At 41.7% G+C, this 14,402-nt stretch carries 13 protein-coding genes; 5 read left to right on the top strand and 8 right to left on the bottom strand.

Annotation, left to right across the window (positions count from 1 at the left end; all coding sequences use genetic code 11):
• Window positions 1-133 precede the first annotated feature (133 nt).
• Genes yajC through WS42_RS01600 form a run of 3 tightly spaced genes read right to left on the bottom strand, consistent with a single transcriptional unit; the run spans window position 134 to window position 1,657 of the window.
• A complete protein-coding gene (gene yajC, locus WS42_RS01610) occupies window positions 134-442 on the bottom strand; it encodes a preprotein translocase subunit YajC (protein WP_013613700.1) in 309 nt (102 codons plus the stop codon).
• Window positions 443-475: 33 nt separating this feature from the next.
• Complete coding sequence (locus WS42_RS01605) at window positions 476-880, bottom strand: DUF1573 domain-containing protein (RefSeq protein ID WP_046402881.1); 405 nt, start codon at window positions 878-880, stop codon at window positions 476-478.
• 6 nt (window positions 881-886) lie between these two features.
• On the bottom strand, window positions 887-1,657 hold the full coding sequence (locus WS42_RS01600; RefSeq protein ID WP_013613702.1) for an AMP nucleosidase: 771 nt from the start codon (window positions 1,655-1,657) through the stop codon (window positions 887-889).
• 188 nt (window positions 1,658-1,845) lie between these two features.
• Between WS42_RS01600 and WS42_RS01595 the strand changes: the two genes are divergently transcribed.
• Window positions 1,846-3,072, top strand: coding sequence for an S-adenosylmethionine:tRNA ribosyltransferase-isomerase (locus WS42_RS01595; protein WP_046450679.1), 1,227 nt, complete (start codon window positions 1,846-1,848; stop codon window positions 3,070-3,072).
• Between the two features lie 49 nt (window positions 3,073-3,121).
• Window positions 3,122-3,583 carry a type I restriction enzyme HsdR N-terminal domain-containing protein gene (locus WS42_RS01590; RefSeq protein ID WP_013613704.1) on the top strand — a complete coding sequence of 154 codons (462 nt, stop codon included), beginning with the start codon at window positions 3,122-3,124 and terminating at the stop codon, window positions 3,581-3,583.
• A gap of 111 nt (window positions 3,584-3,694) precedes the next feature.
• Here WS42_RS01590 and WS42_RS01585 read toward each other — a convergent pair whose 3' ends face one another.
• The 5 genes from WS42_RS01585 to WS42_RS01565 form a co-directional block, all read right to left on the bottom strand.
• Entirely contained in the window at window positions 3,695-4,072 is a 378-nt protein-coding gene (locus tag WS42_RS01585; protein WP_041557056.1) for a hypothetical protein, read from the bottom strand.
• Complete coding sequence (locus WS42_RS01580) at window positions 4,069-5,154, bottom strand: hypothetical protein (protein WP_046450678.1); 1,086 nt, start codon at window positions 5,152-5,154, stop codon at window positions 4,069-4,071. Before WS42_RS01580 ends, WS42_RS01585 begins: the two co-directional genes overlap by 4 nt.
• Window positions 5,155-5,863: 709 nt before the next feature.
• Window positions 5,864-7,414 (bottom strand): tetratricopeptide repeat protein, encoded by a 1,551-nt coding sequence (locus WS42_RS01575; RefSeq protein ID WP_041557057.1) that lies wholly within the window; start codon window positions 7,412-7,414, stop codon window positions 5,864-5,866.
• Window positions 7,415-7,690: 276 nt separating this feature from the next.
• Window positions 7,691-8,785 (bottom strand): methylmalonyl Co-A mutase-associated GTPase MeaB, encoded by a 1,095-nt coding sequence (gene meaB, locus WS42_RS01570; RefSeq protein ID WP_041557649.1) that lies wholly within the window; start codon window positions 8,783-8,785, stop codon window positions 7,691-7,693.
• A 473-nt stretch (window positions 8,786-9,258) separates the two neighbouring features.
• Entirely contained in the window at window positions 9,259-11,241 is a 1,983-nt protein-coding gene (locus tag WS42_RS01565) for a DUF4954 family protein (RefSeq protein WP_013613715.1), read from the bottom strand.
• Window positions 11,242-11,571: 330 nt separating this feature from the next.
• Here WS42_RS01565 and WS42_RS01560 point away from each other — a divergent pair, with 330 nt between their 5' ends.
• The 3 genes from WS42_RS01560 (at window position 11,572) to WS42_RS01550 (ending at window position 14,401) form a co-directional block, all read left to right on the top strand.
• Entirely contained in the window at window positions 11,572-12,129 is a 558-nt protein-coding gene (locus tag WS42_RS01560) for an RNA polymerase sigma factor (RefSeq protein ID WP_022159309.1), read from the top strand.
• A gap of 72 nt (window positions 12,130-12,201) precedes the next feature.
• Window positions 12,202-13,383, top strand: a complete 1,182-nt coding sequence (locus tag WS42_RS01555; protein WP_049782952.1) for a FecR family protein — start codon at window positions 12,202-12,204, stop codon at window positions 13,381-13,383.
• A gap of 91 nt (window positions 13,384-13,474) precedes the next feature.
• Entirely contained in the window at window positions 13,475-14,401 is a 927-nt protein-coding gene (locus WS42_RS01550; RefSeq protein WP_013613718.1) for an ABC transporter ATP-binding protein, read from the top strand.
• Window position 14,402 lies beyond the last annotated feature (1 nt).

Genomic DNA, 14,402 nt, shown 5'->3' with positions numbered 1-14,402 from the left:
CCGTCGGTTTTCGGGGGATCGGCTTTCTTTTCAGAGACAGACCGGCGAAGAGGATTGGCAGGACTGAAGCCGCTGATCCGTAGTTCGGTCAGTGCATAGGTCTGCCAATCGTTCCGGACGTCGGTCGGGTGATTTATTTTGCCGGAGTAGCGTCGGTCATGTCTTTTATAACTGCCGATTTGTCGATTTTCAGGCGGTTTTGGCCTTCCACTTCCATGATAATATAATAATCCCCGATTTCGAGTACTTTTCCATAAATACCTCCGGTCGTCACAATCTTATCTCCTTTTTTCAGTGAGTCACGGAAGTTTTTCAATTCTTTCTGTCTTTTCATCTGAGGACGAATCATAAAGAACCAGAATACGACGATGATCAGGATCAAGGGTAAGAAATTCATTAAACCGTTGCTTTGTTGTTGTAATACAATAAGTAATGTGTTCATAATTGTTGTTTATTAATTTAAAATGATTTGATTTTATTCTTTTACAGTCGCGGTAAAACTCAGGATAACCTGTTTTTCCGGAATGTTTGCAAATATACGGATTTCTTTGTATTGTTTACCGTATCTGCCTTCAGAGTTGAAGGCAATTTCTATTTTTCCTTCTTTCCCGGGGCGAACGGGAGCTTTGTCATAATCGGCTGTTGTACATCCACATCCCGTTTCCACATTTTTAATCAGCAGGTTTTGGGTCCCTGTGTTTTTGAAATAGAAGGTATGGGTTACCGTTTCACCTTGGGTGATGTTACCGAAGTCCCAGGTCTTCTTTATCCATTCCACCCGGGTGTCGGCTGGCGGAACGGAAGAATTTTGTTTTTCTTTACACGAAAAAAGAAATAGATAAAAAGTAAAAAGTAGAAAATAAGAAATTTGTTTCTTCATCTTCGATTAAAAAATCAGGTGTTTTACGGAGTAATTTTTTTCTTTGATATTATTCAGGACCTCTACGCCTATTTCCAGATGTTGTTTAACGAAATTCTGCGTGACGTGTTTGTCCGATTCGGCTGTTTTTATTCCGTCGGAGATCATGGGACGGTCGGAGACTAACAGTAAGGCACCTGTCGGGATACGATTGGCAAAACCGACAGTAAAGATCGTGGCCGTTTCCATATCGACCGCCATGGCCCGGGTACTTTTCAGGTATTCTTTAAAACGATCGTCGTATTCCCATACCCGTCGGTTCGTCGTGTAGACTACGCCGGTATAATATTCCCGCCCATGATTCGTGATGGCCTTCGAACAGGCTTTTTGAATGCTGAAAGCCGGTAGGGCAGGCACTTCGTGAGGCAGATAATCGTCGGAGGTTCCTTCGCCTTTTATCGCAGCGATGGGAAGAATATAATCACCCACGGAGTTCTTTTCCTTAATCCCGCCACATTTACCGATAAAAAGCACGGCTTCGGGCTCTATGGCCGAAAGTAAATCCAGTATGGTGGCGGCATTCGGACTGCCCATACCGAAATTGACCAGCGTAATCCCGTTACAGGAGACATTAGGCATGGTCTTGTCTGCTCCGACGATAGGTACCTGATATAATTCGGAGAATAGTTCCAGATAATATTCGAAGTTGGTGAGTAAAATATATTTTGAAAAATCTTTTAATTCTCTTCCCGTATACCGGGGTAACCAATTGTCTACAATGTCTTTCTTTGTTTTCATAACCTGATCTTTGATCTTTTTGTTATCTTTGGATAAGATTAGGATGCGGTTCAGTAGGGTCAAATTGAAAATAAATTTTCATTTGTCACTGTTCTCACCTTTCACTATCTTTGACCGATTTTGCAAAATGCAATCCCCGGCCTTTCAGAACATAAAAATAGAATATTATTGTCAAACGACAAAATGATATGGATAGAGAACTGGATAAACTCAGGAATATAAGGATTGAAGACTATACTTACAATTTGCCCGACGAACGGATAGCAAAATTCCCATTGGCCGAACGAGAGGCTTCTAAATTGTTGATATATAGGGGTGGACGGATAGAAGAAAGTCGTTTTTCAGAGGTGCGTCGCCTCCTTAGGGCTGGACAGATGCTTGTGTTCAACAATACGAAAGTCATTCATGCCCGTCTGTTTTTCCGCAAGGCGACAGGAGCTGTGATCGAAGTGTTTTGTCTCGAACCGTATCTGCCGGTCGATTATGCTCAGAATTTTGCAGCTCGTGATAGTTGTGAATGGAGTTGTATGGTGGGGAACCTGAAAAAATGGAAGGAAGGGAGCATTGCCTGTGACTTTACCTATGGCGAAGCGACCTATCGGTTAACCGCCGAAAAGGTGCGGCAACAAGAGGGGGAGTTGATTATCCGTTTTAGCTGGACGGGAGGTCTTTCGTTCAGTGAAGTGCTGGAAGGATGCGGCCGGATTCCGATCCCTCCTTATCTGAACCGGGAATCGGAAGCTTCCGATGAAGTCCGATACCAAACGGTGTATTCCAAAGAAGAAGGGTCTGTGGCAGCTCCGACTGCCGGATTACATTTTACCCGGGCGATTTTAAACGATCTGAAAGAGAAAGGTGTGCATGTCCGGGAATTGACCTTGCATGTCGGGGCAGGTACTTTCCGGCCGGTAAAAGCAGAGACGATCGGAGATCACGATATGCATACGGAACATTTGGTCATTTCCCGCGAATTGGTAGAACAATTGAAGGAGAAGACCGGTGATATCGTTGCAGTGGGAACAACCTCGGTACGTACGTTGGAAAGTTTATACTGGATGGGGGTGAAACGCCTGGCAGGACAGGAGGATTTTTTTACGCTAGGACAATGGGAAGCGTATACTTTACCTCAGGATTATTCTTTGAGGGAAGCCATGGAAGCCTTGTGCGGTTGGTTCGACACAGCTTGTCAGGAGTTGCTGAAAGCCCGTACGACGATTATTATTGTTCCCGGGTACCGCTATCGGGTGATCGATGCCATGTTCACTAATTTCCATCAACCCCAAAGTACCCTGTTGTTATTGGTCGGTGCGGCCGTCGGAGAGGATTGGCACAAAATTTATGATTACGCGCTGACTCATGATTTCCGGTTTTTGAGTTATGGAGATAGTAGTTTGTTGGAGGTGAAAAAGTCATAGGCTATAAGCTAAAGGCGAAAATAAAGCGAGGAGAAAAATAGTGAAGGATATGTTAGAGCTTTCGTTACCGGGATTCGATTATAAGGTGAAAAAGCAAAACGGGACGGTGATGATATTCGATATCGTCCGGAAGAAGTATGTGGTCCTGACGCCTGAAGAATGGGTACGGCAACATGTGGTGCATTATCTGGTAGAAAAGAAAGGATATGCGATCTCCCGGGTTGCCGTCGAAAGAGAAATTGAACTGTATGGCCTGAAAAGGCGTTTCGATATCGTGGTTTTCGACCGGAGCGGTAATCCTTGGCTGCTGGTCGAATGTAAAGCGCCTGCTGTGGCACTTACCCAAAAAGTGTTCGACCAGGTGTTTCGCTATAATCTGACACTGGCAGCTCCCTATGTAGCCATTACCAATGGGGTTCGCCATTTTTGCGGTTATATGAATCAGGAAAACGACTTCTGTTTTCTGGACGATTTCCCGGAATTTTCCCAGGAGAGGGAACTATTGGCCTGATTCCTTATTTATACGTAAATCCCATCCAGGTATGCCTGTTATTGATAGAACAAGCTATCCGGGAAGGGATTTGTGCTGATGACGTGGTGAAGCTTTCCGTGATTCTGAATGTTATCTTTTTTTAATCACGATATTTTTCCCGCCCATGAGGTTCGTTTGGTTCTTTCTTCCACTTTTATAAGCGATTTGTGTCAACAGATTGGCTGGCCCTTCTTTTATGTTTTCCGGTATCCAGACAATAGAGTCCCGGTACGGTTTGAGCACGCCGATCAAATGATCATTATTCCAGTTTTCCCAATAGACTCTGATATCTAAGTCCTGGTTGATCACTCCCTTGATGGTTACAGGTTCATTCAGATAAACGGTATCCGAAACGGTCAACGAATAACTAATCTCTTCCGCATTCAGGTAATCTTTCTCGCAACTGTTCATAAACAGTAAAAGGCTTGCTAAAATCATACCGGTAATTACTGAGCATTTTTTCATCATTCTCCAAAATTTTCTGTTATTAAAGGCCTTATAATTTGTGGGGTTCCTGTGGTAGGAATAATAAAGGGCAAAGAAATAAATGAATCTCTTGTATAAACAACAACAGTCCCGCTATTACCTGTACCACGAGTACTAACTCTAGTTTGTACAAAACTTATATCTTTTTCATTAATGGAAATATATTTTTCTGGAATCCATAAATTTGAGGGAGATAAAAAATAGTTCATTGTCATAGTCTTTTTTTCTCCAACAGAACCTCCACCTCCTAAGCCCTCGAATCTTACATTGCGTGTGGAGTAATTTCCGTCTTCTTTCTTATAAACTCCTTTTGAGCAATAAAAACCAAGAACATCTACAGAATGGACTGTTTTGTACCTTTTATATCTTCCTAATACTCTTTTGTATGATGTAGATTCTAATTGTAATATTTGCTTTCCAACCCATTCTCCGTTAGTATTTCGAACAATTTCTCGAATATATAATACTGTAACATGTACACGTCGTTTATTACCTGTATATGTTGAAGAAGCTATGGGGTATCTTGGTTCTTGTTTTGTTCGTGTTTGGGGAGAGTTGTTAACAATATATTTTCTGCTTTCTATGTTCCTAAGTTGATTGTCTTTAGTAATAATTTCATCTGAAATCACTTGATGTTTATATTTATTGATGAAAAAATATCCCTCATTATTACAAATTAGTTGATATAATCGAGAGGGTACTTTGGCTTGAATTGTTTCATTTTCATCTAAATACACTAAATTTTCGTATTGTTTTAATTTCTTTTCAAAAGATACACTATCAGAAAAAATATCTTCCTCTGCATTTGAAATTGCATGATATAACGAATAAAAATTATTTGTTTTTTCCCATGCAAAAAATTCCTCATCAGACATTTTTTCTAACACATTTACTAATGTACTCATTGCTTCGGGAGATTTGAAATGTAGAATACCGTCTATAATTTCATAGGAATTCTGTTGGGAACAGCCTTTAGTTGAAGGAAGATCTTCTTTTTCTATTATTTTTTCTTCACAAGAAAAAAATAATAAAATTATACTAATATATTTTAATAGTTTATTCATAGTTTTAAAAATTAAAATTGATGGATTAAAATTATAGAATAAATTAAGGATTCAATTAATATACCTCTTGTTTCTAATTGTAATGTTGTTTTTTTATACACTGATTGTGAGTTTGTTATAAAAATAGTATTAAGAAAAATTGGTAAAAGGTGATAATTCGTTTATAAGGGGTGGAAACTGGAGACTTGTTATTCGGGAATCTAAACGGGGGCAGTCTGTTTTATAGGTAAATGATAGGAGTACTGCTTGCCGTATATTCCTGCTGTAGGGTTTCGGTGAGTGATTTCAGGATATTCGTCCTTTTGTTTCATTCGGGCGTATGTTTCCGGATTTTCTCCCGTATGTTTTTCCAAAAAGATACGGACGAATTTTAAAAAAGATATGTATGGATTTTAACGAAGATATGTATGGATTTCCCGGGGGAGAATGATCTTTCCCGGATCAGAGTCGGTTTGCAATTCAGTGATACATTTAGGGTAAACATATATTAACTGCCAAAATTCTATTAAATACAAATTCTAAATGGTGTAATCTGGTATGTAGGTGCCTTATCTTATTTTGTGGATTCTGTATTTGTAATTTGTGTTTTTGTAATTGTAAAACAGAAAAATGTGTGTCTGTAAATCAGTTTGTTGTGATTGGACAGGTTTGTAAATTTGGTAAAAAAATGAAATTGAATTGTAAGGTCGTATTTATCCTGCTTTTTCTTCTATGAATTGTCCAGTAAGGAGAGTATTATTGTTAAGATATCGGCCCGTTCGTCCATACCCAATTTTTTCCGGATAGCCGTTTTCCGTTTGTGGATTGAATAGACACTTTGCCGGATGACAAAAGCGATTTCATCGGTTTTGAAACCACCTCGGATCAGACAACACAATTGAATTTCTTTTTCGTTCAGGGAAGGAAACTTATCCTTCAATTTTTGCTGGAAATTGTTGTATAAATAATTTATGGTGAAATAGAGTTCATCCCAGTTTAAATCGGTCTGTCCGATGTCTCCCAGAATTTCATTATACATTTTTAAAAATGCCTGATGCTTGTCATGGGGATAGCTTGAAATAAAAGCTAATTTTTTGGATACTTCCAATTTATTCAGCAACAGTTCTTTAAATTTATCCTGACATCGGTTTTGTTCTTGGCATAAATGCTGTAGAGTTTCGATCATTTGGCAGGCGTTCAGGTATTTTTCCCGTCTTTTTTTCAATAAGATACCGATATAAGTGGCTAGTAGTATAAAAAGTAAAGCCAGAACGAGGCTACCGTTGACCAATAGCATGCGCTGGCGGACCAGCCTGCGGTTTTCGCGTTGCCATTTCTTTTGGTGGTGGCGGTTGACGATATTGTCGATGCGTTCTTCGGTCTTGTTTAGTTGGTAATCTGTAATATAGGTTGTATATTTCTTATAATGATTTAATGCCGACTGATAGTCTTTCTTTAACTCGGCAATTTGGTATAGTTGTTTATAATATTGGGCTTGTAATTTTTCCGAATCGTCCGTTGACACGGATGCCTTTTTCAGATAATACCTGGCAGAATCCAGCTGTTGGCGATGTAGATAAATTTCACTTAAAAGGAGATAACCCTGTTTCTGAAACTCCGGATTCGGATCATATTTTAAGGCATTATGCGTGTAAAGAATTGCATTCGCTGTATTTTGTGTGTTCGAATAAGAAATACCGATCTGCAACATGAGGTAAGCCACATTTACCGAATCCTGTAAATTCAAAGCGTTTAGCTCGGCCTTTTTATAATATGTCCGGGCTGCTGCATATTGTCTGGTGTTGAGCAGACAGTCGCCCATTTCATAATTGCTGTATTTATTCTGGGGAGAGTGATATTCTATGGCTTTTTGGTAAGATTCGATACTCGCTTGTTGGTCACGGCGAAGTTTATATAGCTCTCCGAGGTGATAATGAATTTGAAATAAGAGCATACTGTCTTGTCGTGGTGCATTCTCTTTTGCTTCCGACAGGTTGATAGAGGCTTTTTCATAATAACCGTTCTTGCTGTCCATGATACCCGTAAATAAATAGGCCCACCCTGCTTTGGTTGAATCACCCTGTTGCTGAAAATATCGGGCTGTATTAGAAAGGGGAGGATATACCGAGATATCCTGATAGGCTTCGTAAGCAGCATGAACTTTTAATAAATATAGGTTGTGACGGGCATTCCGTTTTAATATTTTTTGGGAAATGGAATCCAGCAGCTTCAAAGCTTGTTGAGGGGAGGAATAAATCAATTGTGCAGCTTGATTCAGCATTCTTTCTGAAGGATATCGATTTCGGCAACTGCCCCAAAGGCTTGCAAAAATAAAGATGAACAGACAGCTTTTCATATTTGGTTCGAAAGGTTTGTATTCACTTTGCTAAGTTTACTTTTTTCAGTATGCTGATTGGCGAATCTGCAGTTCTGATAGATAGGTCAGTAGTTTCAGTTCCACCAATCAGCAGGGGGCCGATTTTTGAATAAGATGCTAATTACGAAAAGTCATAGATTCGACTTTTCGGGCAGTCTCGGTAATCGGGATAGCGCTCCTCTATTTGTTTGTATTGAAATAGTTGTCCAACAGTTCGAAAGCAACGGCAAAGGAGCTGACCTGATTACTCATGACCTGTTTTTCTGCTATTTTTAAATTTTCCTTTTGGCTTTGATAGAAATGGTTGCGTAATTGTTCGTCGATGGTTTCGTACATCCAGTATTTGGATTGTTCGGCACGGCGGACATCGAAATAACCGTTTTGTTGAGTTTCACTGCAATAGTGCAGGATATTTTCCCAAATAGCATCGATACCGGTGCGTTCATAAGCGGAACAAGTCATGACTTTGGGCATGACGCCGGATTCGTGGGGCGGGAAAAAGTGCAGGGCGGTCTGGAGCTGCGCTTTAGCTAGTTCTGCCCGTTGAATGTTGTTCCCGTCGGCTTTGTTGATAATGATGCTGTCGGCCATTTCCATGATTCCCCGTTTGATGCCCTGAAGCTCGTCTCCGGCTCCGGCAATTTGTACCAGCAGGAAAAAGTCGACCATCGAGTGTACGGCTGTTTCGCTTTGGCCTACACCGACCGTCTCGATGAGGATGATGTCGAAGCCGGCTGTTTCACAAAGGATCATGGCTTCGCGGGTTTTCCGGGCGACACCACCTAAGGAACCTGCTGACGGGGAAGGCCGAATGTAAGCATGAGGGTCACAGGCAAGCTCTTCCATACGGGTCTTGTCGCCCAGGATACTTCCTTTCGACCGTTCACTACTCGGGTCGATGGCCAATACAGCGATTTTATGTCCCTGGCCGGTGAGATATTTTCCGAAACTTTCGATGAAAGTACTCTTGCCGGCTCCCGGTACACCCGTGATACCGATCCGTACAGACCGTCCGGAGGAGGGCAGGCAACGGTTGATCACTTCCTGGGCAACGGCCTGGTGCTCGGGTTTGGCACTTTCTACCAGCGTGATCGCCTGGCTTAGGATGTTGATGTTTCCTTTCAGAATACCTTCGACATAATCGTCGGTGGTCAGGGTTTGCCTCCGTATATTTTTCAGGCGCGCAGCAATATTGGGATTCATGGGATCGGGCTGCTCGATGCCTTTGTTCACCTTTAATCCTTCATATTCCGGAGCATTCTCCGGATGTTCTATACATTCTGACATAATTTCCCAGATTTGATTTGTTTCACGCAAAGATAGGATAAAAAGGTGGATTTTCATAAAAAACAGCCGGTAACCGAAAGTCTGGAAAGAAACGATTGATTTGCCGACTGCCTGCTGGGTTTTTGGAACTCCGCTATATAATAGGGGACAGGCAAGTTTTGCGTACTTTTTAATAAAAAAATAAGCGTGGAACTTGCACATACCCGGAATCAAGGGAACTGGTATTCCACAACAACCGGGTAAGACAAGCTCACGCTTAGAATATGTATATTTATATACGTACTCACTACGCGAGCGTTGTCAATATCCGCCTTAGTTGTTGTAAATGAATCACAATTGAAATTACCAGTTTCTTGATTCTAAGGCGCTTTTGAAAACGCTACATGAAATAAAAAAATGCCGATACCTCTTGTATCCGGCTTTACAAAGAAATATAATTTTTAGTTTATATCCAATTATTTTTAAATATTTTTTAATCGTTCGATCAATTCATCACCTAAAGCGGTTTTTGCCTTTATGTGTTCCTGGACGGTTTCCACGAAAGGATTATTTTCAAAAGCTCCCCGTACCTGTTCGAAATCGATCTTCTTTTGTTTTTGATTACCGTCGGCTCCGAAACCGGTTTGAGCTGTCATGGAAAATTCTTTTTTCGCATCTTCATAAAGCATTTTATCGAGATTGACCACAGCTTCTTTCCAGGTATTCACTATCCGGATCACATCCCCGGCTGTGATACTTTCAGGTGTGACCCGGTACCAGGGTTGCATGACTTCCCAAGCCCAGGTCCATTCGAGTTGATAATAGTCGGCATGAAGTTGGCGGAAAGTATCCGTGATCTGTCCGACAGATTCGATCTCTCCGTTTTCTATCCGGCGGATCAGGCGGATGATCCCTTGTTGGGGGACGATCAGACCGGAAAGGTCTACCCATTCGCCGCTACCTTCTGTCCGGGTAGGGGCCAGGCGCTGGCGGATCTCTTCGTTGTTGTGAAATGTCAGGTTTTCCAGCCTTTTAATGATCGAGTTCCCTAGAAATTTGTTGATAGCCATGGAATAATATTGGATACCTTTTTTCAGGGAATTACTTTTGATGTGTGCACTTTGGTATGAATATTCTTCCGAAGTTTCACCGGACACCTGTTGCAGGGTGCGGAGTACTTCTATACCGCTCAGCATTTTCTGAATGGTATAGGGACTGAGCAGGTTAAAATTGATATAATCGAGTTGATGGCTGTCTTTGCGTTTGTCACGTTTGGGCCATTTCTGAGCATCCCGGATCGTACCGACACTCCTTAGATTGACTGCCGGTACCAGATAAGTCTGGTTATTTTGTTCGATCAGATAGGAAAAAGGCAGGTCCGAAGTATCCGGATGGCTGACATGTCGCCCCATAATCAAAGAAAAAGCCCCGATTTTCGCCGGCCAGAGTATATAAGAATCACTGGTTGTTTTCGAACCGCGTTCGACGATACCTTGGTGGATGGGTCCCAATTTATAAAGATGATTGCTTTGGTTTGAACCACTACCGGCATTCAGAAAAGAGAACATACCGGCGATCAACAGACTGGATTTATGCATGGTCACCGTATAAGGACCGGCAAATACGGCACAAGCCTCTCCGTTTTCTCCCTGGCAATTGCTGAAGAATAGAGAATCATGAGCTGAGAACAGATGGCCTAAATGACAGGCTTGCCCGATGAAACACCGTACTAAAGCTGCTCCGTCGTTGATACAGGTGCCCGAAGAAAAAATGAAATCTTCAGCCATCACATTATGACCGATAAATACCGGTGCTTCTGCATTACTGTTGATGGAACCGTTTTTCAAACGGGATGTACCTTCGATGGTCGTGTAATCGCCTATGCAGACGTTACGGATCGTTCCGGTGTTGATGATTCGTACGTGATTACCGATTTTTCCTTCTGTCGAGGACACTTGCTCGGTATATCGTTCGATCAGTGCCTTGAGACGCTCGGTCAGGACAGGGAAATGGCGGTATAGGGCGATAATATAAGCCAGATGGGCCGATAATTCATTGAAAATAGGCACTTCCCGTCCTCCGGTTTCATTCAATACAGCCACTAAAGTTCCGTTTCCAAAGGACGAACGTCCTTCCGTTACGATCAGATTGGCATTCTGTATAAAACAATTTTCTCCGATCCGGTAGTTGGCGATATAATTGGGGATATTTTCGATCAGGACATTATTACCCACCCGACAGTTGTGTAAGGTGACATTGAACAAACCGGCATGTCTGGGGAGTCCTCCCTCTAAAATGAACTCGTAATCGAATATGCCTAGTTCGATATCTCCTGAAAAACGGACATTTTGTATATAATCGGTTTTAAATCCGGAAGCAACTTTTACACGTTGCCAATCTGTCGAACTGCAGCCTTGTGCTTGCAGCCGGGTGATTTCCTCCTGGGTCAGATTTCTCGATACCATACGATTTTGTTATTTTATCTGAATGCAAAGATATACTTTTTGCATCAATATTTATCCGGTGGATAGAAACGGTCGGGGAAATGAATGAACGCTTAAAAATAAATAGAAGTTTGTTTGGTTAAGTGGTTTGTAATCAGTGTGATGGAATGTGAATAGCCTGAAGAAACGAATATTTTTTGCTTTTCAATAAGAAAAAAGTAATTATATTTGTTCGGTTTTACGGAAGTGATCCTAAGGAGACTTTCAGTGCTGATACCGTGGTTTTAAATATCCTGAGGTCTGAAATTGATTATTATTTTTAGCTTCGTCGGTAAAAGTTGTGCAACGTGAATGAATAAAGAAATCCTTTTTGAAGATATCAAGTGTGGGAATTTGAGTGCTTTTGAGGCATTATTTCGGCAGTATTATCCCTCTATGTGTGTGATTGCCGGAAAATTGGTCGCTAACAGGGAAGTGGCAGAGGATATTGTACAGGATGTTTTTATCCGTTTATGGGAAAAAAAGGCGGAATATGACAAAATACCGGATTTCAGGACTTTTCTTTACGTTGCAGTGCGTAATCTTTGTTATAATTACCTGAGAGATAAAAAGAAAACGATCGATTTTTCCCAGATCGAACTGCCTGATAAGCAACTTTCTTTTCAAGAACAACTGATACAGGAAGAAACATATCGCTTGATCTCTAATGCAATTGCGGAATTACCTGTACAAAGTGGAAAAATTATGCGGCTGGCTCTCGAGGGAAAGCAAAATAAAGAAATCTCGGAAATATTGGGAATCGCAGTTACTACTGTAAAAACCCTGAAATACAACGCACTGAAAATGTTGAAAAATTCCCTGAAAGGTTATTTCCCCGTGTTGTTGTATATTTTATTCCGGAAAAAATAAAAAAAATGATTCCCATTCATCCTTTTACAATCTTTGTGTGTTCTTAGGACAGAATCTTGAATGTACAATGAAATGGAGTATCAGGAAGAATACCGGATGGCAGATCTGATCAGAAGACAGTGGTTAGGTATTATCACCGCTGAAGAGCAGGCAGAACTGGAAGCTTGGAGCTTACAAGAGGAGCATGCCCGTCTTTATGCAAAAATCAGGAACCAGGCCGAGTTGCAAAAGAGAAATTTATATGTGGACGGATTGGATGTAGACGGAGTGTGGCATAAACTTCGGGAACAGATTGCTGACGTTCCTGTACGAAAACGCCGTTTCTTCACCCGTTACCGGGTGGTAGCCTGTCTGCTGTTATTGATCGGTGTCGGGACTTTACTGGTGTATAACCGGTATAGCCGTTTGCAGCCTTCAGACTTATTGGTCCAGTCCATTCATCCGGGATCTTCGAAAGCAGTTCTGATTACGAACGAAGGCAAACAGATTATTTTGCAGGATTCCCTGAACCAGGAAATTCAGGTGGATGAATCGGTGACTGTAAAGAATACCGGTCTGTTGGCGGAATATTGTCTGCAAGATTTACAGGCCGCAGAACAGGCCGAAATCAAGTACAATACGATCGTTGTACCCCGTGGTGGGGAATATGAAGTTCGGCTACCGGATGGGAGCTATGTGTGGATGAATGCTGATTCGGAAATTCGTTTTCCGGTCGTATTTACGGGGCAGACCCGGCAGGTCAGTTTAAAAGGAGAGGCTTATTTTAAAGTGGAAAAAGATAGCTTGCATCCTTTTATCGTGAATGTATACGATAAATTGAAAGTAGAGGTATTGGGGACAGAGTTCAATGTGCAGGCTTATTCGGGGGATGAGGTGGTAAAAACGACGCTGAATTGTGGAAAAGTCAGGGTTATGATGGGGAAGGAAGCTTTGGAACTGGCACCTGATCAACAGGCAGTCTGTGACTTACGGCATCGGAGATTTCACAAAATAGAGGTGAATGCAAACTATTTTTCGGCTTGGAAGGACGGTAAATTTATTTTTGAAGATGAACCTCTGGAAAATATTTTGAACAGTCTGGCCCGGTGGTATAATATTTCTGTTTTTTATCAAAACGAGGAACTCAAAAATTTTCATTTTACCGGAGATTTGGAGAGGTACGATGACTTTTCCGTCGCTTTGCGGATGTTGGAAAAAGCCACTAATATACGGTTTCTGGTGACCGGTCGCACTGTCGTAGTTCAAATAATATAACAATTACCTGATATAATGATGAATGGGGGTGAGAAAGCGGCTTACCCGGCTTTTTTCATGTCTTAACTTAACTAAAATAATCAGCTTATTTATGGGAGAAACAATCGTAGAAGCCCGGCACTTATCGCATCGTTATGCAACACAGTGGGCTATTCAAGACATTAATTTCGAAATCAGTCAGAGGGGGATTTTGGGGTTATTGGGTTCTAACGGAGCAGGTAAATCGACGACGATGAATATTATCTGTGGGGTTTTGAATCAGACCGAAGGGGAGGTTTTTATCAACGGTATCAATTTGAGGACCGATCCGGTAGAGGCCAAGAAGTATATCGGTTTTTTACCGCAACGGCCACCTTTATATCCGGAATTATCCGTTGATGAATACCTGACTTATTGTGCCCGTCTGCGGCTGATGGACGCCCGGGAAATCCGGCAGGCAGTAGATACGGCCGAAGCTAAATGCGGCATTACACATTTTAAAAAGCGGTTGATCGGAAATTTGTCCGGGGGTTATCAGCAACGGGTGGGAATTGCACAGGCAATCGTTCATAATCCGCGCTTTGTGGTACTGGACGAACCGACTAACGGGCTCGATCCGGTGCAGATCGTAGAGGTCAGACACCTGATTAAGGAGATCGCTGCTGAACGGGCAGTTATGCTTTCTACCCATATCTTGTCGGAAGTACAGGCCACCTGTGATAAGATCAAAATGATAGAACACGGTCATATGATTTTTTCGGGTACGATGGAAGAATTTAATAATTATGTAGAACCTTGTTCTTTTTTGGTGACTTTCGGTAATCCGCCGGCTCCGGAAGAATTGAAAAATATCGATGGCATTTCGGAAGTCGAACCGTTGACCCTCAGGGAGTATCGCGTATATTTCACAGCTCCGGCCGGTATTACACAACAGGTCATTGCCCGGAGTGTAGAGAAAGGATGGCAATTGGAAGAAATTTGCCTGGAGCGGGAATCGCTGGATACCATTTTTGCACGTTTATCTAAGAATAGTAAATGAT

Origin of the sequence: Odoribacter sp. N54.MGS-14 (assembly GCF_000980295.1) — a bacterium.
Taxonomy (GTDB): domain Bacteria; phylum Bacteroidota; class Bacteroidia; order Bacteroidales; family Marinifilaceae; genus Odoribacter; species Odoribacter splanchnicus.
The sequence above is the reverse complement of the archived record's forward strand: the minus strand, read 5'-3'. Positions and strand labels throughout refer to the sequence as shown.